The 20,764-nt window shown below is 45.4% G+C and carries 17 protein-coding genes, 1 tRNA gene and 2 rRNA genes; 15 read left to right on the forward strand and 5 right to left on the reverse strand.

Annotated elements, in window-relative coordinates:
- Positions 1-252 precede the first annotated feature (252 nt).
- The 4 genes from UL82_RS02885 to UL82_RS02900 all read left to right on the forward strand — a co-directional run bounded on the left by UL82_RS02885 (position 253) and on the right by UL82_RS02900 (position 7,217).
- A 23S ribosomal RNA gene (locus UL82_RS02885) occupies positions 253-3,337 on the forward strand.
- A gap of 198 nt (positions 3,338-3,535) precedes the next feature.
- Positions 3,536-3,652, forward strand: a 5S ribosomal RNA gene (gene rrf / locus UL82_RS02890).
- A gap of 232 nt (positions 3,653-3,884) precedes the next feature.
- Positions 3,885-4,634, forward strand: coding sequence for an ABC transporter ATP-binding protein (locus tag UL82_RS02895; protein ID WP_046438939.1), 750 nt, complete (start codon positions 3,885-3,887; stop codon positions 4,632-4,634).
- A gap of 21 nt (positions 4,635-4,655) precedes the next feature.
- Positions 4,656-7,217 carry an ABC transporter permease gene (locus tag UL82_RS02900; protein ID WP_046441121.1) on the forward strand — a complete coding sequence of 854 codons (2,562 nt, stop codon included), beginning with the start codon at positions 4,656-4,658 and terminating at the stop codon, positions 7,215-7,217.
- 54 nt (positions 7,218-7,271) lie between these two features.
- Here the strand turns inward: UL82_RS02900 and UL82_RS02905 are convergent, their stop codons facing one another.
- Entirely contained in the window at positions 7,272-7,583 is a 312-nt protein-coding gene (locus tag UL82_RS02905) for a fluoride efflux transporter FluC (RefSeq protein ID WP_046438940.1), read from the reverse strand.
- Positions 7,571-7,981 carry a CrcB family protein gene (locus UL82_RS11620; protein WP_083966395.1) on the reverse strand — a complete coding sequence of 137 codons (411 nt, stop codon included), beginning with the start codon at positions 7,979-7,981 and terminating at the stop codon, positions 7,571-7,573. Before UL82_RS11620 ends, UL82_RS02905 begins: the two co-directional genes overlap by 13 nt.
- Between UL82_RS11620 and pgm the strand changes: the two genes are divergently transcribed.
- From pgm to UL82_RS02935, 6 genes are all read left to right on the forward strand, one after another.
- Positions 7,980-9,638 carry a phosphoglucomutase (alpha-D-glucose-1,6-bisphosphate-dependent) gene (pgm, locus tag UL82_RS02910; protein ID WP_046438941.1) on the forward strand — a complete coding sequence of 553 codons (1,659 nt, stop codon included), beginning with the start codon at positions 7,980-7,982 and terminating at the stop codon, positions 9,636-9,638. The two genes, UL82_RS11620 and pgm, sit on opposite strands and share 2 nt — an antisense overlap.
- A gap of 108 nt (positions 9,639-9,746) precedes the next feature.
- Complete coding sequence (locus tag UL82_RS02915; RefSeq protein ID WP_046438942.1) at positions 9,747-10,259, forward strand: DoxX family protein; 513 nt, start codon at positions 9,747-9,749, stop codon at positions 10,257-10,259.
- 58 nt (positions 10,260-10,317) lie between these two features.
- The gene (locus tag UL82_RS02920; RefSeq protein WP_046438943.1) at positions 10,318-11,043 is read left to right on the forward strand and encodes a thioredoxin domain-containing protein; all 726 of its coding nucleotides are present in this window, start codon (positions 10,318-10,320) and stop codon (positions 11,041-11,043) included.
- A 710-nt stretch (positions 11,044-11,753) separates the two neighbouring features.
- Positions 11,754-11,826, forward strand: a tRNA-Ala gene (locus UL82_RS02925).
- Between the two features lie 551 nt (positions 11,827-12,377).
- The gene (locus UL82_RS02930; RefSeq protein ID WP_232009547.1) at positions 12,378-13,202 is read left to right on the forward strand and encodes a YdcF family protein; all 825 of its coding nucleotides are present in this window, start codon (positions 12,378-12,380) and stop codon (positions 13,200-13,202) included.
- A 223-nt stretch (positions 13,203-13,425) separates the two neighbouring features.
- Positions 13,426-13,773 (forward strand): hypothetical protein, encoded by a 348-nt coding sequence (locus UL82_RS02935; RefSeq protein WP_126316782.1) that lies wholly within the window; start codon positions 13,426-13,428, stop codon positions 13,771-13,773.
- A 2-nt stretch (positions 13,774-13,775) separates the two neighbouring features.
- Here UL82_RS02935 and nadE read toward each other — a convergent pair whose 3' ends face one another.
- Positions 13,776-14,627, reverse strand: coding sequence for an ammonia-dependent NAD(+) synthetase (gene nadE / locus UL82_RS02940; RefSeq protein ID WP_046438945.1), 852 nt, complete (start codon positions 14,625-14,627; stop codon positions 13,776-13,778).
- A 200-nt stretch (positions 14,628-14,827) separates the two neighbouring features.
- Here nadE and ykgO point away from each other — a divergent pair, with 200 nt between their 5' ends.
- Positions 14,828-14,950 (forward strand): type B 50S ribosomal protein L36, encoded by a 123-nt coding sequence (gene ykgO / locus UL82_RS02945; protein ID WP_046438946.1) that lies wholly within the window; start codon positions 14,828-14,830, stop codon positions 14,948-14,950.
- A 46-nt stretch (positions 14,951-14,996) separates the two neighbouring features.
- Here ykgO and UL82_RS02950 read toward each other — a convergent pair whose 3' ends face one another.
- The gene (locus UL82_RS02950) at positions 14,997-15,401 is read right to left on the reverse strand and encodes an AzlC family ABC transporter permease (RefSeq protein ID WP_126316783.1); all 405 of its coding nucleotides are present in this window, start codon (positions 15,399-15,401) and stop codon (positions 14,997-14,999) included.
- Between the two features lie 136 nt (positions 15,402-15,537).
- Between UL82_RS02950 and UL82_RS02955 the strand changes: the two genes are divergently transcribed.
- The 4 genes from UL82_RS02955 (at position 15,538) to nrdE (ending at position 19,660) form a co-directional block, all read left to right on the forward strand.
- Complete coding sequence (locus tag UL82_RS02955) at positions 15,538-15,978, forward strand: Lrp/AsnC family transcriptional regulator (protein ID WP_046438948.1); 441 nt, start codon at positions 15,538-15,540, stop codon at positions 15,976-15,978.
- A gap of 437 nt (positions 15,979-16,415) precedes the next feature.
- A complete protein-coding gene (gene nrdH / locus UL82_RS02960) occupies positions 16,416-16,649 on the forward strand; it encodes a glutaredoxin-like protein NrdH (RefSeq protein WP_046441125.1) in 234 nt (77 codons plus the stop codon).
- Between the two features lie 308 nt (positions 16,650-16,957).
- Entirely contained in the window at positions 16,958-17,401 is a 444-nt protein-coding gene (gene nrdI / locus UL82_RS02965) for a class Ib ribonucleoside-diphosphate reductase assembly flavoprotein NrdI (protein WP_046438949.1), read from the forward strand.
- A gap of 99 nt (positions 17,402-17,500) precedes the next feature.
- Positions 17,501-19,660 (forward strand): class 1b ribonucleoside-diphosphate reductase subunit alpha, encoded by a 2,160-nt coding sequence (gene nrdE, locus UL82_RS02970; RefSeq protein ID WP_046438950.1) that lies wholly within the window; start codon positions 17,501-17,503, stop codon positions 19,658-19,660.
- Positions 19,661-19,825: 165 nt separating this feature from the next.
- On the opposite strand, the gene UL82_RS02975 is transcribed toward nrdE, so the two are convergent.
- Positions 19,826-20,311, reverse strand: a complete 486-nt coding sequence (locus UL82_RS02975) for a ferritin (RefSeq protein ID WP_046438951.1) — start codon at positions 20,309-20,311, stop codon at positions 19,826-19,828.
- Between the last annotated feature and the right edge of the window lie 453 nt (positions 20,312-20,764).

The following is a 20,764-nucleotide window of genomic DNA, read 5'->3' on the forward strand; positions in this document are numbered from 1 at the left end:
GTGCTGTTGGGTGTCTGGGGCAATCCTTGTGGGTTTGTTCTATATGTGGCTTCAACCAAAAAAGCAACAATGATACTTAAAGTGTGTGGTTGTTTTTTTGTTGGGGTTGTGTTGTGTGAGAACTGTATAGTGGACGCGAATTTTTTAGCAATATTTTTAGCAATTATTGTTTTTAACATGAATGCATTGTTTATGTGTGTTTGTGTTTTGTTTCTTTGTTCTTAGTGTTTTTTATTTGTTTTTTGTGTTGGTTTGTTTGTTTTGAAGGGCACACGGTGGATGCCTTGGTAATCTGAGCCGATGAAGGACGTGTAAGGCTGCGTTAAGCCTCGGGGAGTTGTCAATAAAGCGTTGATCCGAGGATGTCCGAATGGGGAAACCTTACTACAGTGATGTGTGGTAGCCCAATGGTGAATATATAGCTGTTGTGGAGGTAACGCGGGGAAGTGAAACATCTCAGTACCCGTAGGAAGAGAAAATAATAATGATTCCGTTAGTAGTGGCGAGCGAACGCGGATGAGGCTAAACCGTATGCGTGTGATACTTGTCAGGGGTTGCGTGTGCGGTGTTGTGGGGTGTATGTGTCATTGTTTCTGACAGGACAGTGGCTATGGTGTGTGTGTTAGTGGAATTAGGTTGGGATGCCTAACCGTAGAAGGTGAGAGTCCTGTACATGAAAACACGCATGGTGTGGTGATGTATGTCCCCGAGTAGCAGCGGGCTCGTGGAATCTGCTGTGAATCTGCCGGGACCACCCGGTAAGCCTAAATACTTGGATTAACCGATAGCGGATAGTACCGTGAGGGAATGGTGAAAAGTACCCCGGGAGGGGAGTGAAAGAGTACCTGAAACCGTGTGCTTACAATCCGTCAGAGCCTGTCTTTTGGGTGGGTGATGGCGTGCCTTTTGAAGAATGAGCCTGCGAGTCAGCGGCATGTCGCGAGGTTAACCCGTGTGGGGTAGTCGTAGCGAAAGCGAATCCTAATTGGGTGTGTTAGTGGCATGTTCTGGACCCGAAGCGGGGTGATCTACCCATGGCCAGTGTGAAGCAGCTGTAAGAGGTTGTGGAGGCGCGAACCCACTTAGGTTGAAAACTGAGGGGATGAGCTGTGGGTAGGGGTGAAAGGCCAATCAAACTCCGTGATAGCTGGTTCTCCCCGAAATGCATTTAGGTGCAGCGTTGTGTGTTTCTTGCCGGAGGTAGAGCTACTGGTTGGTTGAGCGGGACTACAATCTTAGCAATGTCAGCCAAACTCCGAATGCCGGTGAAGTGAGAGCATGGCAGTGAGACTGCGGGGGATAAGCTCCGTTGGTCGAGAGGGAAACAGCCCAGATCGCCGGTTAAGGCCCCTAAGGGTGTACTAAGTGGGAAAGGATGTGGGATCGCGAAGACAGCCAGGAGGTTGGCTTAGAAGCAGCCATCCTTGAAAGAGTGCGTAATAGCTCACTGGTCGAGTGGTTCTGCGCCGACAATGTAGTGGGGCTCAAGTACACCGCCGAAGCCGCGGCAAGGCAACAATTTTGGTTGTTGTTTTGGGTAGGGGAGCGTCGTGCATGGTGTGAAGCAGTGTGTGGAAACGATTGTGGACTGTGTGCGAGTGAGAATGCAGGCATGAGTAACGAATGAGAAGTGGAAAACTTTTCCGCCGGATGACTAAGGGTTCCTGGGTTAAGCTAATCTTCCCAGGGTGAGTCGGGGCCTAAGGCGAGGCCGACAGGCGTAGTCGATGGATAACCAGTTGATATTCTGGTACCCGTGTGTAAGCGACCATGGTGAATCAATGGTACTAACCATCCATGTGTCATGGTGTGTGCCTTTTGGGTGTGTGTCATGGTGTGTGCGTGGGATCTTCGTTGGTAGTAGCTAAGTGATGGGGTGACGCAGGAAGGTAGCTGAGCCACTTATTGGATTGTGGTGTAAGCGTGTGGCCCGTGGTATAGGTAAATCCGTACCACTTGTGGGTGAGGCGTGATGCGTACCCTTTTTTGGGGATGTTGGTGATCCTATGCTGTCGAGAAAAGCCTCTAGCGATGTTTATATACGGCCCGTACCCATAACCGACACAGGTGGTCAGGTAGAGAATACTAAGGCGTTCGGGTGAACTGTGGTTAAGGAACTCGGCAAAATGCCCCCGTAACTTCGGGAGAAGGGGGACCACTGCTGGTGACTAACTGTTTGAGCTGGTGGTGGTCGCAGAGAATAGAGGGAAGCGACTGTTTATTAAAAACACAGGTCCGTGCGAAAACGTGGAAGTTGATGTATACGGACTGACGCCTGCCCGGTGCTGGAAGGTTAAGAGGACCTGTTAGATGCTTTTGTGGTGTCGAAGCGGAGAATTTAAGCCCCAGTAAACGGCGGTGGTAACTATAACCATCCTAAGGTAGCGAAATTCCTTGTCGGGTAAGTTCCGACCTGCACGAATGGCGTAACGACTTCCCTGCTGTCTCAACCACAGGCCCGGTGAAATTGCAGTACGAGTAAAGATGCTCGTTTCGCGCGGCAGGACGAAAAGACCCCGGGACCTTCACTATAGCTTGGTATTGGTGTTTGGTTCGGTTTGTGTAGGATAGGTGGGAGATGTTGATGCATATGCGCTAGTGTGTGTGGAGTCGCAAGTTGAAATACCACTCTGATCGGATTGAGCACCTTAACCTTGGCCCATGATCTGGGTTGGGGACAGTGCCTGGTGGGTAGTTTAACTGGGGCGGTTGCCTCCTAAAGTGTAACGGAGGCGCCCAAAGGTTTCCTCAGCTTGGTTGGTAATCAGGTGGTGAGTGTAAGTGCACAAGGGAGCTTGACTGTGAGAGTGACAGCTCGAGCAGGGACGAAAGTCGGGACTAGTGATCCGGCACCTACGTGTGGAAGTGGTGTCGCTCAACGGATAAAAGGTACCCCGGGGATAACAGGCTGATCTTCCCCAAGAGTCCATATCGACGGGATGGTTTGGCACCTCGATGTCGGCTCGTCGCATCCTGGGGCTGGAGTAGGTCCCAAGGGTTGGGCTGTTCGCCCATTAAAGCGGCACGCGAGCTGGGTTTAGAACGTCGTGAGACAGTTCGGTCTCTATCCGCCGCGCGCGTTGAAACTTGAAGAAGGCTGTCCCTAGTACGAGAGGACCGGGACGGACGTACCTCTAGTGTGCCAGTTGTCACGCCAGTGGCATGGCTGGTTGGCTACGTACGGAAGGGATAACCGCTGAAAGCATCTAAGCGGGAAGCCTGTTTTGAGATGAGGTTTCGTTTGAGGTTCCCTAGAGATGATGGGGTTGATAGGCCAGGTCTGGAAGTGGGGTAACTCATGGAGGTGACTGGTACTAATATGCCGATACAAACAATCCTTTTTTTGACACATGAATAAGGCAAAATAGGGAAACATGTTAATGGGTTCAAAGAAACGTGAATAATTGTTGTTCTGCTGCTTTATGGTGGTGGTTGTTGTTGGGTTTGTGTTCACTGTGCAGTGTCTGACACAGCACACGCACGTTAACAAGCACATGTGTGTTTGTGGGGTGTGTACTGTGTTGTTTATAGTCGTGTTGGTGGTTATAGCGTTGGGGAAACGCCCGGTCCCTTTTCGAACCCGGAAGCTAAGCCTGATTGCGCTGATGGTACTGCACCTGGGAGGGTGTGGGAGAGTAGGTCACCGCCAACCTAAAACTTGATAAAGCAAAAAGAAGGGGAGAGGGAAACATCCGCACAATGTGTGTGGGATGTGTTTCCCTCTCCTTTCTTTTTGTGTGTGGTGGGTGTGCATGGGCAGGCAAGTATATTTTATGCGCATCATTTATAGTGTAAATAAGTTGGATATTAAATCTATCTGCAGCGCGTTTCTTATTCCTCTAAGCTGGAAGCGTTATTTTTCATAGCTTTAAGGATTTGTAATTATGCCAACGCAGCCAGCAAGGGCAATAGCTGCCCGTGCCGAAGGAATTGTAAAGACATACGGTAGTGGGGAAACACAGGTTGTCGCCCTTGATCATGTCAATATTGAATTTGCTGCCCAGGAATTTACTGCGATCATGGGACCGTCGGGATCTGGAAAATCAACTCTGATGCACTGTATGGCAGGTTTGGATCGAATTACTGCTGGAGCAGCATTCATTGGCGATACAAACCTTGCTCGGTTGTCTGAACGAGAAATGACGAACCTTCGTCGTGATCGTCTTGGTTTCATTTTCCAGTCCTTTAATCTTGTTCCTACACTTACTGCTGCAGAAAATATCACGTTGCCGCTTGATATTGCGGCTAAGAAAGTAGACCAAGAGTGGTTTAATGAGGTCACTGAGCGCCTAGGACTAAGCAAGCGGCTGAAACACCGGCCAGCAGAGCTCTCTGGCGGTCAGCAGCAGCGTGTTGCGTGTGCTCGTGCGTTAGTGGCTCGTCCAGAAATTATCTTCGGCGATGAGCCCACTGGAAACCTGGATTCTAATTCATCCAAAGAAGTATTAGGTATTCTGCGTACCGCCGTCGATCATGATAAACAAACAGTTTTAATTGTTACCCATGATCCTGCTGCGGCAGTTTATGCCGATCGGGTTGTCTTCCTTGCCGATGGTCGTATTGTTCATGAGTTGCGCAATCCTTCGCGCGAAGAAATTTTGAGCACCATGACAACCGTGGAGGGACTGGTCTAGGTGAGACAAGCACAATCTCCTATGCTGCGGCTAAGTCTGCGTTCTATTATGGCGCATAAAGTGCGTCTACTGTTGACTGTTCTAGCAGTAGTGCTGGGTACCGCATTTGTTTCTGGTTCCTTCATGTTTACCGCTTCGCTGAATAAAGTTTTTGATTCAGCAGTTTCAACGGCTTTTGATGGGGTTTCTGCGGTTATTAGCCCACAGGGCGAAAACGGTTTGGAAGCAATCACTCCAGAAAACGTCGAAAAGCTTCGTTCCGATTCTAAAATCTCGACAATTAATATTAATCAGCAAACTACCATTGTTGCTGCTAATACAGAACGTAAGCCGTTTCAGACTGGTGCGGGTAGTTCTATTGTTTCTATTTTTTATGGTGAGAAAACGGTTACCGGTGGGTTGGAGATCACCCAAGGCACTGCACCAACAGCTAGTTCTGAGGTTGTGATAGGTCAAGATGGTGCCCAGCGCTATGGCATTAGCATTGGCGATACCATTGTGGCGGTAACTAGTGATGCTCAGCATGAGCTTATGGTTACTGGTTTCTATGCACCTCAAATAAAAGAACAGAGCGCAGCATCTGCGGCATCATTGAATTTTCGGATGACTGAGCAGGCATATCTAGAAGAATTCGGTGATCCGAACCGAATTAGTAGCTTGGTTGTACGCGCTGCCGAGGGAGTTACCGATGACGAACTCGTGAATTATCTGCAGCAAGAATATCCAGACCTACAGATTCAATCGGGACAAAGTTTGGCTGATGAACTTTCCGATCAGGTTTCTTCGGCACTAAGTTTTGTTAATTACTTCCTGATAGCTTTTGGCCTGATTGCTTTACTGGTCGGCACATTTATTATCGCTAACACTTTCTCTATGATTGTCGCGCAGCGGATTCGTGAGTTTGCACTTTTACGAGCGGTGGGTGTTTCGAGTCGGCAATTAACTACTTCAGTAGTGTGGGAAGCAATTGTTGTCGGTATTATTGGCTCCTTATTGGGCGTTTTGGCTGGGATAGGCCTAGTACAAATCATCCAATCCGTCATGGCCAACTTCGGAATGCCGCTTAACGACGCTGGTTTAGGGCTTACCCCAGTTAGCGTACTTATCCCACTACTTCTCGGCACTATTGTGACCCTTATAAGCGCCTGGGCACCGGCATACCGGGCTGGTTCTGTGCATCCGGTCGAAGCAATGCGCTCAACCGAGCAATCTTCAGAATCGTCGTTATTGGTACGCACCATTATTGGCACAGTAGGTATTGTCCTAGGCGCAGGCATCATTGTGTTAGCAGTTATTGCAGAATGGTCAACGTCGGTGCGAGCAAGTGCGGTAGGTATGGGTGCACTTTTGGTGATCATTGGTATTTTCTTTGCTTCCCCAGCCTTAAGTATTCCGATTGTTGGCGGAATTGGCCGTGTTATCGGTTTGCCTTTTAAAACCGTTGGCCAACTGGCAGCGACAAATTCACGACGCAATCCGCGTCGAACCGCAGCTACTGCCTTTGCGTTGACTTTGGGCGTGATGCTAGTAACCGCGATTGGTTTGCTTGCTGCGTCGATGCGTGCAGAAATTAGTGACCTGGTAGAAACCGAAATATCCGCAGACTATATTGTTACCCCACCTCGTGACGGTCAGTTCCCAGTACCAAAGGAAGCAATAACGGCGATTAGAGATACCGAAGGCGTAGAACAGGCTGCGGTGATTTCTGCCGTACCGGTTAGTATCGATGGTTATTACCTTATGACTGTGCCGGGTGCAGGTGGATTTAGTTCAATTATTGATGGCAACGCTGGAGATGTACTTCATGCATCAGAGATAACTGGTAGCTTGGATCTTTCTCGCCCTAATGTTTTTATTGCCAATAAGCAGGTTGCAGAAAAGCAAGGTTGGCAGCTTGGACAGAGCTATCCGGTTCTAGGGGCTCAAGGCGAACAATTGGCACTGGTAGAACTTATTGGTACCTATGGTGATAGCCAATTACTTGGTCAATTCCAGATTAGTGCTGGAACTCTTGTAGATACTACTTATTACGATACGGCTAAAAGTAATCTGATTCTGGTTACCACCGATCACAGTGTGGATGCCCAGCAGATGCATGATCGTTTAGAAGCCACGATCAAAGATTATCTCATCCTCCAGTTGAATACGGCCGAAGAATATGCTGGTCAGCAGGTTGAAACAATTAATCAAATGATGTACATCTTGTATGCGCTTTTAGCGTTAAGCATCATTATTGCGGTGATCGGCATTATCAATACTTTGGCGTTAAATGTGATTGAACGTCGACAAGAAATTGGTATGTTGCGTGCAGTCGGTATGCATCGTCGTCAGATTAGAACCATGATCACTATTGAAAGTGTGCAAATCGCTATCTACGGCGCATTAGTAGGTATTATCGCTGGTTTAGGTTTAGGAACCGCGTTTCTTAAAGTCCTGTCCAGCCAGGGCATTAGCCAAATAATTATTCCATGGACAAGCTTGATCTGGATGCTTATTGCAGCTGCATTAGTAGGCGTGATTGCTGCGCTAGCGCCTGCACAACGTGCTGCCAAAACACCACCGTTAGATGCGATCGCAGATTAAGAGCTAAAACAATCTAGTAGAAAAAGGGGACAGGGTTATCCGGTCTCCTTTTTCTTATGAAATAACTACGTGGGCAGTGTGTAAAGCTAGTAACCCCGCAGTAAGCGTTAGTAGCAAGTAACCAGAAAAAAGAGCGTAACGACGAGCGTCGATAAGCATGCCAAGCTCTTTAGCTAAAGTAGACCAGGTAGATAAAGCACCGGCAACACCAATAGACATAGCTGGTGTTAACCCGAGACCAATAAGAAAACAGGCCAGAGTATTAGCAATAAAAGTGCCCCAATATCCACCAAGGATATGGCTAAGGGCATGTCTGAGTAAGCCACCAGCCATGCCGCCAAGAAAAACTAATATTATCGTGAGCATCGTTGGCCTATCCACCAAGCGCTGACACAGCTGATAATGGTGATTATGCAGTAAGAAAAATCGGTGCTGGCATAAACTAAAAAAGTAGAGTAACTAGTAAAACCGCCTAAAAATCCGGTGGTTAAAGCAGGGTGAACAGATTTTTTCTGTGCTATTCCCATCAGGAATGAGCCACTGATATTGATAATAAATAGAACCCATATACCGGTGACTGTCAGTTCTATCGCGTAGCGTATTAGGGCACCACAACCTGCGCCTAGGCCGATAAGAAAAAGTGGAACCACGAATAGTAAGCCTAGTGTATGTGGTGATTCAGCTGACAAGTACTGCAAAGCTAGGAGGAAAAGAGCACAATGGGACAAAGATGTGCAGCTAAAACTTTCTAAGGAGCCATCCATGAGCCATCCCCGAGCAGGGCAACTTGCACAACCTAGCGATCTTATTGATATTGCTGAGCTAGTTACTGCCTACTACACGCGTCAACCTGATGTAAGCGATCCCGATCAACAAGTTGCTTTTGGTACCTCTGGGCATCGGGGCAGCTCTTTGGATACCGCCTTCAATGAGAACCATATTTTGGCAACTACCCAGGCCATTGTTGATTATCGACGGGCTAATAATATTGGTGGTCCAATTTATATTGGCCGTGATCCGCATGCTTTGAGCGAGCCAGCAATGATCTCGGCACTGGAAGTTCTTTTTGCCAACGATATAACCGTTCTGGTTGATGACCGTGGTAGATATACTCCTACACCAGCTATTTCCCATGCGATTTTATCTCATAATGCACAACTTCCTGGTGGAGTTACTGGAACTGATCCTAAGCGTGCCGACGGTATTGTTATTACCCCATCGCATAACCCACCTCGCGATGGTGGTTTTAAATACAATCCACCTAATGGTGGGCCAGCAGATACGGATGCTACGGATTGGATTGCTCAGCGAGCTAACGATCTCTTACGTGGGGGTCTAGCTGAAGTGAAACGCACTAGTGTTGCTAGTGTTATTGACCCTAGGGCACACAAGTATAATTTCCTCGACACCTATGTTGCTGATTTGCCTAATGTCGTCAACATTGAGGCTATTCGTAACTCCGGGTTATCTATTGGCGCTGATCCTATGGGTGGGGCCTCAGTAGACTATTGGGCAGCCATTGCCGAGGCACATAAGCTTAATTTGGAAGTAGTTAACCCATTAGTGGACGCTACTTGGCGGTTTATGACTCTTGATACCGATGGCAAAATTCGCATGGATTGCTCTTCAGCAAATTCAATGGCCTCATTGGTGCATAACCGCAGTAAATATGACATCGCTACTGGCAATGATGCAGATGCAGATCGCCACGGCATTGTTACCCCAGATGCTGGGCTTATGAATCCTAATCATTATTTAGCAGTAGCTATTGAATACCTCTTTGCTCATCGACCAGGTTGGGCAGCAGATACTGTTGTGGGAAAAACCTTGGTGAGCTCCTCAATGATTGACCGCGTAGTAGCTAACCTTGGCCGACGACTTATTGAAGTACCAGTTGGCTTTAAATGGTTCGTACCAGGGCTTATCGACGGCTCAGTTGGTTTTGGTGGTGAAGAATCAGCCGGTGCCTCCTTCTTGCGTCACGACGGTAGCGTATGGTCTACCGATAAAGACGGTATTATTCTTGATCTTTTAGCTGCTGAGATTACAGCTGTTACCGGAAAGACTCCGTCGCAACGCTATGCTGAGCTAGCCGCTGAATATGGGGCACCAGCATATGCACGCACCGATGCGGAGGCCAACCGAGAACAAAAGGCACTTCTTAAAGCACTTTCGCCAGAACAAGTTACAGCTACCGAGCTAGCTGGCGAGACAATTACCGCTAAGCTCACCGAAGCACCAGGCAATGGTGCCAAGATTGGCGGGCTTAAAGTGACTACTGAATCAGCATGGTTTGCTGCACGCCCATCCGGTACCGAAGATAAGTATAAGATTTATGCAGAATCTTTCCGTGGTAAAGATCACCTTGAACAAGTACAGCAGGCCGCGCAAGCGCTGGTGAGCGATGTTTTAGACTCCTAGCTGCGAATTTATTAAGAAAGTGATAGTCAATTAAATTTTATAGATTTATCACTTGGCGATAGGGTAAGAGCGCATCAGAAATATATTTTCTGATGCGCTCTGTACTGAATGAAGGTTGTCAACGTGACTAGAATAAATGAATTGCCACAGCGTAGCGGGCTAAGACTAGATAAAACGCTAATTTTAGATGGTATCAGTTTTATTGCTCGATTCTATATGGCCTATATCTGGTTGAAAGCCGGCTTTTCCAAGCTTGGGGAGCGTCTTGCAAACCAACAGTCGGTAGAAGGCTATGATATTTTCAGCGAAAAATGGGCAGGTTATATTGCTGAGCTCATTGCACCATTAGAAATTGCTGGTGGCATTTTATTATTGGTAGGTATTTTCCTTCGGTTCTCTGGAATTTTATCTACTATCGTGCTTGCCTTATTCATTGTCGGTATCACCCAGGCTTGGGCGCGTGGCCTAAATATTGATTGTGGCTGTTTTGGTGTGGAAAATATTGATCAAGCTGAGGTGGGAATGAATTATGCTAAAACCATTGCTCGGGATGTACTCTATATTTTCTTAAGCATGTGGACTGCGTATCGCCCCTTTAAAAAATGGGCAATTCACGCTTAACCGCTAAAATATTCGTCGCTATTGATTTCCACCATATTAATTGAGGTAATTTACTTTTATGAGTAACAAAAAGGTTGTCAATCCCAACCAGAAATCTAATGGTTTCTTATGGGCTATGGTCGCTTTGACTGTTGTTATCGCTGCTGTGGTGGCGTTTATCGTCGTCAATGGCCGGCAGGCACAGGAAAATAAGTATGCTGATCGGGAAAAAGAAACTGTTTCTTTTAATATCAGCACCCAAGATAATGCAGTTGTCCTTGCTGCTAGCTCTACTACTTCTGATACTCCTGTGGTAGAAATCTTCGAAGATTACTCTTGTTCGCACTGTGCCGATCTAGAAGAAGCCACTAGCGCAGAAATGAAGCAAGCACTAGAAGACGGCAAAATCATTGCAAAGATTTATGGACTTAACTTCCTTGATCGCGGCAATGAAGAAGGTAACTCTACCAAGGCCGGTGGCGCTGCCATGGCTGTTGCAGAATCGGGCGATGCGAGTGCATATTGGAACACCCGTAAGTTGTTCATGGGTGAGCAAAATGAGATCTACGGTCAGTGGGATAACGAGAAATTTGCCTCTGCTGCTATCCAGATGGGTGCCTCAGAAGATATTCGTGACTCCATCGCTAGCGGCGATAAGATGCGGGAGTTTCCTTCTGTTGCTTCGGCAAACTCCGACTACCTCACTGAGATCGGTGAACGAGTTTCTTCACCACGCGTATTTATTGATGGCACCGAGGTAACCTCTAACCTTGCTGGTTGGGTTTCCCAGGCAACCGGTGCGTAATATCCGTAGTCAATAATTCTTTACTTGCGTAGATATTTAATAGACACGTAACAGACCGCCACCAGATTTTTGGTGGTGGTCTTTTGTTATTTCAAAACTTGTTTGATGATTTTTAGCTATTGATGAGCAGGTTGTAAGCAGTTGATAACGAACATGGTAAAAACTTTTAAGAAAAATAAAGGAGTTAGTGTTTTAGTAGGAAGTAACCAGAAGTGAATCAGTAAATCCTCTGGTAAGGATGTGGTGGGACACTATGGTTATTACAAATTCGTGCTTATGGGAAACGAAGGTGTGGTGTGGATAAAAATTCGAAACGAAAACATGGTTATTGTGCGCTGGATGCTTTGGCGGCACTGCAATAATGCTTCCATTTAATCCAGAAATCCCCTGGTTTGCGTGGATAGGAGTATTTAGCGTTCTCTTTTTAAGTCGTGAATTTTTTCTGCACTTGTTAATACTGGGAGAGTAAAAAGCGGACTCTTCTTTATTTTTCTGGTGTATCTGCGATCATTCTTATTAGCGTCTGTTTTTATCTATTGGGTTAGATAGGCTGGTGCTAAATAGTTGGGCACGTAGCTAACACAGAGTCACCATAAGAAAATTGATCCGTTAATCGTTTGTGACCACGTGCTTTGCAACAAAGGATAGAGAAGAGTTATATTTGTTCACGTGCGATACGCAGATAAATTAATTTAGTATCGTAATTATTCGGGGCTATGGCGCAGCTGGTAGCGCACCACACTGGCAGTGTGGGGGTCACGGGTTCGAGTCCCGTTAGCTCCACAGGTTAACCCTCTATCAAACATAAAGGTAGGGGGTATTTTCATATTTATAGTATGTGGATATTTCACAATCGTCGATAAGATTTAGGTTATTTTATTTAGATATTTATCGAATAAGTTTGCCACCAAATGCTTGGCCTGGGGCAGATGGATAGAAACAGAATTTTTTCTGACGAAGCTTCTCTACCTGAACTCATCTGATTATAAAATTAGCCATGTGAAGCGGTATTTCTTATTGGAAGTGCTCCTATTTAAAAAATAACCTTTATACGTCCTAATAAACGGGTAAAGACGTTTTATTTAGGTAATGATGAACTAAATAATCGAGACGTTACAATAGTGCCCGTGAACGGGAATACTTTTGATTTTTTATATCTTATTCTGGGGCTTATTTTATTCTCTTGGTCGATCTATAGAATCGTGAGGGATTATCGTCGACAGCATTCAGGGATAATTCTCTTAGGTGGGTTATTTTTTCTGTGGCTAGCTGTAGGTAATTTTTTCTATCAGATAAATACGACAATAGGAGTTATCGTAGGCTTCGGGCTCGTGATGGCTGTCCTCGTGTTTGTGCTAGGTGCAACCTTAGCTTTGTTTGTTAATGGCTACTTTTTAATAAAACGGGAAGGCATTTCTTTAGCGCACTGTCTTCCGTTTTTCTTAGGGATAGCCGCCTTATTTATGTATTTCCTAGCCTTTATTGGTGTGTATTACGGCAATGAATATGCCGCTATCAGATATCTGATCCCGGTTACCTTTTGGTACATTTCTTTGGTTGCTTATGTTGGCTTTAACCTCGCTGCTTATTTGCTTCAAGCTCTAATTCATAGTCGATGGCCAAAGACAAATGGTTATCAGGGCGTTGTTGTTTTAGGAAGTGGGATCCGTGAGGAAAGGGTTACCCCGCTTTTGGCTTCGCGCCTTGATCGTGGATTAGCTATTGCACGTAAAAATCAGGCGCAATATTTTGTTTGCTCCGGTGGCCAAGGAGTCGATGAGCCAATTCCAGAAGCAGAAGCAATGCGGCGTTATGTTCACGAAAAAGCCCCTGGGGAGTTTCGTATAGTGGTTGAGGATAAGTCCACAACCACGAGGGAAAACTTACTTTTTAGTGACTCAAAGCTTGCTGACGTGTTGCCGTCTGACACAAAAGTTGCTGTTGCTACTAGTAATTATCATGCACTGCGTGCAGCGGCTATTGTTCGCCAGCTTGGTTTATCGTGGGATGTGTATGGTGCGCCTACTGCTTTGTATTATGTACCATCGGCGTTTCTTCGTGAGTTTGTTGCAGCCATGGAATTAAATTGGCGTATTCACGCTATTATTGTGGCGGTGTTTACTATTGTGGTGGGCTATCTAACTTATTATGCTTTTTAAACGAGTAATTTCGTTGTTTATTTATGCCTTTGTGCTTAGCTAGTGTGTTTTAGACCGTACTACGCACTGGTTGGTTTTTGGACTATGTCCGTTAACAAGCAGTTGTATGTCATACTGATGAAAATCTGAGTCTTTCCTGGTCACAGTAATAATCATTGAGTGCATCCGGTATTTAAGGTATAAAGCTCAATATCATATGCATACCTTGATAGAATCGTTAGTTATGACCACCGCTTTTATCCGTTTGATCCAATCAGAGCTGGTTCTGCCTGATATTCGAGCCTTTGAGGAATATCGTCATGCTTTGAGTACTCTTGACGATGCTAAAAAACCGGATAAGCGCACAACCAAATTTGTGAATACTGCTGATCTTGCTTGGGCGTGGATTGTCGATAGTAGCGAACATGGTTTACGCGCGGTAGCCAACAAGATTAATAAGGATAAAGAACTTGGTCTTAACCCAGAGGAAATCAGCGAATCCCTTAGTGAACTAATTGCACAGTGGGAATACGCTGATCCTAGTTATACGGCATTAATTGATGCTGATGGTGGTTTGCGTTTTAGATCCTAGGGTTAGCTTTTCCACCAGGTATCAAATGGAGTCACTGGCAGGTGACGTTTATGCTCACTGCGTTGATAGAGCGATTCTAAGCGCTGCCGGCTGGTACCACTGATAGCAGCGGCGGCTTCAATATAATCATCGATTTCTTGGTAAGTTACGCCCAAGGCTACTTCGTCTGGCAGCGCTGGCCGATCTTCTTCTAAATCAGCAGTGGGTACTTTTTCCCAAGTGCTCTTAGGCGCACCAAGATGCTGTAATAAAGCTGCACCTTGACGTTTGCTTAGGCCAAAAAGCGGTAGAATATCGGCTCCACCATCGCCGAATTTTGTGAAAAAGCCAGTGATATTTTCTGCCGCATGATCGGTGCCAATAACTAATAGACCTTTTTCGCCGGCAAGGGCATAGTGCACAATCATGCGTTGACGAGCTTTGATATTACCCTTATTAAAATCGCCTAGATTTTTCTGTCCTAAAGCTGTAGCTGTAGCAGCTTCGATGGCATCAGTAGCTTCTTTGATATTGATTGTTAGTTGGTGATCTGGCTGGATAAAATCCAAAGCACGCTGAGCGTCATCCTCATCAGCTTGCACTCCATAGGGAAGTCGTAGTGCCCAAAATTCGGCTTTTTTTCCTTCTACACGTAGCTTTTCGACGGCCAATTGCGCCAATCGGCCACCAAGGGTGGAATCCTGACCGCCAGAAATGCCCAGCACAAAGCCATTTGTGTTAGTGTGGCGCAAATAATCAGCTAAAAAATTTACTCGCCGATTAATTTCTTCTTTTGGGTCGATAGTAGGTTGGGCATAAATAGCATCGATAATTTTTTGCTGTTGATCATTAATGAATTGTGGGCTGCTGTTCATAATGGCTATTTTAGGTTGTCTAGAGTTCATATGGTGATTGAGCAAAGAAGACAGTGGGTTTGGTTATTGAGTTAACATGTAATAGGATAAATCTTCGTGTCCTAGCTGGTGCCGTGGTGTCGCTTTGCCTGTGGTAGCCGCTAGTAAATATTTAAACTGTGAAGCTCAACTGGCTTTCCCAATGAAGAAAGGAGCGCCCAATGAAGGTTCGTAAATCCCTTCGGTCGCTGAAGAACAAGTCGGGCGCTCAGGTTGTGCGCCGTCGCGGTAAGGTCTACGTGATCAATAAGAAAGAGCCACGTTTTAAGGCTCGTCAGGGTTAATTCCCACGAATACTTAACTAAAGAGAGTGCAGTTAGCTAAATTTAGCTAACTGCACTCTTTTTGTATTTTAATTAGCCACTCTATGCCATAAGTGAGACCCGATTGCGGTAATAATGCCGGTGGTATGTTAATTTTTTTCTTTGGTGTGGCGGTAGCAGTCACATAGGATTCGTCGTAAAGCCTAAAAATGGCATATATCTTAGCTAGTGAAATAAAAGGCATGCCGAGAATTTTTATGATGAGGGTAGTGAACGTTATTGATGATAGTGGTGTGTCTGCCAGAATAAGCCCAATGCATACAAAATCGAGACTGCCAGCAAAAGTGGTCATGATAGAAGTTATCCATGAAGGTAGTCTGGCAGCAATAAGCATGCCGTAGCTGATTCCGACAACAAAAAATGAAACATTAATTGAAATAGTGGGCGCTACATAATAGCGAATATTTCCCACGATGTACGGTGATGTGAATTCTACATTAGTTCGTTATGGCTGGTGGGACAGTCTATAACGGTTAAGGATGGCTATAGAATTGTCGTACTTTATCCGGAAATAACAGTTTTTAATAAAGTTGGGCAATGATAAAGGAATGGATGCTGTCGATTTAGCAATTATTGCGCAACTTACTAAAAACGGGCGAATGAGCAACCAAGATCTTGCGCAGGAGGTTGGTCTTACTCCGGCACCATGTTTGCGCCGAGTTCGTAACCTAGAAGAACTAGGGGTTATTCAAGGCTATCGGGCAGAAATCTCTCCAGGGGCAATTGATCAAGGCTTTGAGGCAATTGTGTTGGTTAATTTGAATAGCAATAAGAGTGAAGAAACTCTTGCTTTTGAAGAACGCATTTTGGCTATGCCGGAAGTGATTGAGTTTCGCCGCATGTTTTCTCAGCCAGATTATCTGCTTCGTGTGGCGGTAAAAGATATTGGTGCTTATGAGCAGTGGATGTCGCAAACACTGCAAAAGGATCCAGAGATTGAGCGTTTTCACTCTCATATCACTATGAAGGTGCTACGCGGATTGCTTTAGTGGGTAGTTGATAAGTACTTTGGCGTTTCTTTGTTAGGGGGAGTGTTTTAGTTCTTGGTGATGTCAATCGGTGGCCGGTAAGGGTATGTGAGCCTTTCCTGAGCCGAAGGTAACGATTTGATAACGCAAATATGACAATGCTGGGCAAATGTAGACGCTGTCTTACGCTGAGGTAATTTAGATTTTCCTGCCGCCGCAACATGTTGGGGGAGGGGTATCATTTCTGCTGGAGTTTCAATGATGTAACTACTATATGTTGTGCTGGTTGCGTAAATTTGGCACAAAGTATAGTGTTTATTTCAGTCGTTACGCAGGGAAAATGCAGCGAAGCATTTACCGAAAATGTAGCCACCGATGAAGACCACCATCAAAGTGTTGGGGTCAGTCATTGGATTCCTTTGAACATACGATCACCGGAAATAGGAAAAGAAGCCACCATGTCGATCACTCTTTACACAAAGCCAGCCTGCGTACAGTGCAATGCAACCAAGAAAGCACTAGATCGGGCTGGTCTTGATTACACTTCCGTTGATATCAGTATTGACGATGAAGCACGTGATTATGTTATGGCGTTGGGGTATCTACAAGCGCCAGTAGTAGAGGTAGATGGTGAGCACTGGTCTGGTTTCCGTCCAGAACGTATTAATAGCCTTGCGGCACAGGTTGCGTAACGTGTAATTCTTATAAGCCCTACCAGTTTATTGGGAGGGCTTATGTTATATCACCTCTTTATTCCACTGCCGTTATGTATGATTTTTTAATCCAAGTTCATAGAGCACTTGCGCGGGATTAGTAGCTTTTAGCCTTGTTTTATTCTCTGGTACAAGCCAGCGCCGCCGACGAACGTTATTGGGTGTGTGTGCTCCTCTTTTTCAAAGAATTAAGACAGCTTTGGCTAGTGAAGATGCCTTAACCGTCTGTGACCTAAAACCAGCCCAATATCGATAACAACCGCTATGTGAAAGAAGGTGAGCAGTTCATGCTCGTCGTATATTTCTCTTCTGCTACGGAGAATACGAAGCGATTTGTTGAGAAACTGGGTTTCCCGAGCAAACGCATTCCACTAAGAAAAAACGATGATCCATTAGTCGTTGATGAGCCTTATGTATTGGTGTGTCCAACATATGGTGGTGGTGCGTCGATAAGCCATCAAAATACTCGCCCAGTTCCTGCACCAGTTATTAAGTTTTTAAACAATGAGCATAATCGGGGTTTGATTCGGGCTGTGATTGCTGGCGGAAATTCTAATTTTGGAACTGACTTTGGTAAAGCTGGTGAGGTAATTTCTAGCAAATGCAAAGTGCCTTATGTCTACCGTTATGAACTATTGGGTACGGATGAAGACGTCGCTATTGTGCGAGCTGGGATCATTGAAAATGCCCAAGAACTTGGGCTGAGGCTAGATAACCTAGCGAGTGCATAAAACATATCAGTAAAAACTTTTTCGGTATTGGCAGATGCCTAGCCGAGAGAATAATTTCATTTTCTTTTATCAAATACCGCATACATATAAGGGTTGATTGTGACTCCTAATTTGGGAAAAACTGTGGCAGAACCAGCATCGCGTGAAGAACAGCTGGACTATCATGCTCTGAATGCTTTGCTTAATCTTTATGATGAGCAGGGAAATATTCAGTTTGACAAAGACCGAGAAGCTGCAAATCAATACTTTTTGCAGCATGTCAACCAAAACACCGTTTTCTTCCATGACTTGGAGGAAAAAATTGAGTATCTGGTGGAAAATCGCTACTACGATCCAGAGATTCTAGGCCAGTATGATTTCGCCTTTATCAAAGAATTGTTTAAGCAGGCTTATGCGCATAAGTTCCGATTCCAGACCTTCTTGGGGGCGTATAAGTACTACACCTCATACACGCTCAAAACTTTCGACGGACGCCGCTATCTAGAGCGGTTTGAAGATCGTGTGTGTATGGTTGCGTTAACGCTTGCTGGTGGCGATAAGCAATTGGCACAACATCTCGTTACTGAGATCATGACTGGGCGTTTTCAACCAGCAACCCCGACTTTCTTAAACTCTGGTAAAGCACAGCGTGGGGAACCTGTTTCCTGCTTCCTGCTGCGCATCGAAGATAATATGGAGTCCATCGGTCGTTCGATCAACTCCGCTTTACAATTATCCAAGCGCGGTGGCGGTGTGGCATTGCTCTTGTCTAACTTGCGGGAAGCTGGGGCACCAATCAAGCATATTGAGAATCAATCTTCTGGCGTTATCCCCGTGATGAAGCTATTAGAAGATTCCTTCTCTTATGCCAATCAGCTTGGAGCTCGTCAGGGTGCCGGTGCGGTGTATTTGAATGCACACCACCCAGATATTTTGAACTTCTTGGATACTAAGCGTGAGAATGCGGACGAAAAAATTCGCATTAAGACCTTGTCTTTGGGCGTTGTTATCCCGGATATCACCTTTGAGCTGGCTAAGCGCAATGATGATATGTATCTGTTTAGTCCGTATGACGTTGAGCGGGTCTATGGTAAATGCTTTGCAGATATTTCGGTGACTGAGCATTATGAGGAAATGCTAGAAGATCCACGCATTCGCAAAAAGAAGATCAATGCGCGTGAGTTTTTCCAGACTCTAGCTGAGATTCAATTTGAATCGGGCTACCCGTACATTATGTTCGAAGACACGGTTAATAAGGCTAACCCTATCGCTGGTCGGGTTAATATGAGTAACCTATGTTCGGAAATTTTGCAGGTAAACACCCCAAGTGTGCTTAACGACGACCTTACCTATGCTGAGGTTGGAGAAGATATTTCTTGTAACCTGGGTTCCTTGAATATTGCCATGACAATGGATTCTGAGGATTTTGCTCAAACCATTGAAACAGCTATCCGTGGTTTGACCGCAGTGAGTGAGCAAACATCGATTAAATCTGTGCCTTCTATTCTTAAAGGCAATCAGGATGCTCATGCTATTGGCCTTGGCCAGATGAATCTGCATGGTTATCTAGGCCGGGAACGTATTCATTACGGTTCTGAAGAAGGCTTGGACTTTACTAATGCGTATTTCGCGGCCGTTTTGTATCAGTGCTTGCGAGCTTCGAATAAGCTTGCTCGCGAACGCGGTACTGCCTTTGTTGGATTTGAAACCTCCGAGTATGCCAGTGGTGCATACTTTGATCGTTTTGACCCGGCTGAGTTTGCTCCGGTAACTCAGAAAGTAAAGGATATTTTTGCTGCTAGTACGATCTATGCCCCTAGTGCGCAAGATTGGGCTGAGTTAAAGGCTGATGTTATGAAGTACGGTCTCTATAACCGCTACTTGCAGGCTGTGCCACCGACTGGTTCGATTTCGTATATCAATAATTCTACTTCTTCTATTCATCCGATTGCTTCTCGTATCGAGATTCGTAAAGAAGGCAAGATTGGCCGTGTGTATTACCCGGCACCACATATGGATAACTCCAATTTGGAGTATTTCAAGGATGCCTATGAAATTGGGTATGAAGCAGTTATTGATACCTATGCAGTAGCTACTAAATATATCGATCAGGGCTTGTCACTCACCTTGTTCTTTAAGGACACTGTGACCACTCGTGATATCAACCGTGCCCAAATCTATGCTTGGCGTAAGGGAGTAAAAACCTTGTACTATATCCGTTTGCGTCAGGTGGCACTCGAAGGTACCGAGGTTGAGGGCTGCGTTTCGTGCATGCTGTAAAAAACAAGGATAAAAAGTAATTGAGTTGAACTAGCAAAGTGCGGATTACTGTTAGTAATCCGCACTTGTTTGCCTTATTTTTGATGCTTTTGACCTAAGAAAAACAGCACCTGTGTATTAGAAAACCCCACACCAAAAAAGTGTGGGGTGGTAGTCTTTGAAGACTTAGCGCTCGCCGAGTTCAGCGTCGATACGTAAGATTCCGGATCCGGTATCTGCCATGCGGAGACGATCGAGAATTTCTTTTACTGAAGACTCTTCTTCGATCTGCTCCTCTAGGAAACGATCGATAAGTGGGCGGGAGTCATAGTCTTTAACCGAAGCGGAGATGTCAGCAAGCTCGCGGATAAGGCCAGTGACTTTTTGCTCGTGAGCAAGAGAAGCCTCGAAAGCGTCGATTGCGGAGGAAACATCTAGCTTTGGTGGAGCGATGTCACCGATCTGTGGAGTGTAATCGCGGTCGAGAAGGTGCTGAGAGAAAGCGGCAGCGTGCTCTAGTTCTTCTTCATGTTGCTTCTGCATCCAACGGCTCATACCTACTAGGGAGAGATCGTCGAGGATATAAGAGAGCTGAAGATAAACCATTGCGGCTTCGAGTTCTGCGGTTACCTGATTGTTTAGTGCTGTAGCTAGCTTTTCATTGATGCTCATGACACCGAGCTTAGAAGTCTTTAAACTAGTTCGCAGCTTAAGTTAGCCCAGCTTAACTAATCTTTTTTCTAGGGGTTGCCTTACATAAGGCAATATGATCATCTAATTGTTTTTAATAGGTACTGATTAGAACTTCATGGTAAAACATATTTTTTCCTTAGTTTCTTTTTAAAAAAGTGAAATTTTTTAGGTTAGCTTTAGTTGTGCAAGCCTAATCTGCCCAGCATGATCCCTATGTGATGCATTTAACAAAATGTACTGTGGGCAAGCTTTTAGATGTGAGGGTGACACCCTGGTTAAAAGTTGCTGCAGACATATTTTTCTGGATGAATAAATGTCTATTTTTAAGGCGGTATCTCGATTTGGAATATTTTTAGTGGCTTCGCGTAAGGAGGAAAAACTGGGTAAACTAATTCGATATTAGGACTGAGACGATCTCCCATAATCATTTTT

The sequence above is a fragment of the Corynebacterium kutscheri genome (assembly GCF_000980835.1).
Classification (GTDB): Bacteria; Actinomycetota; Actinomycetes; order Mycobacteriales; family Mycobacteriaceae; genus Corynebacterium; species Corynebacterium kutscheri.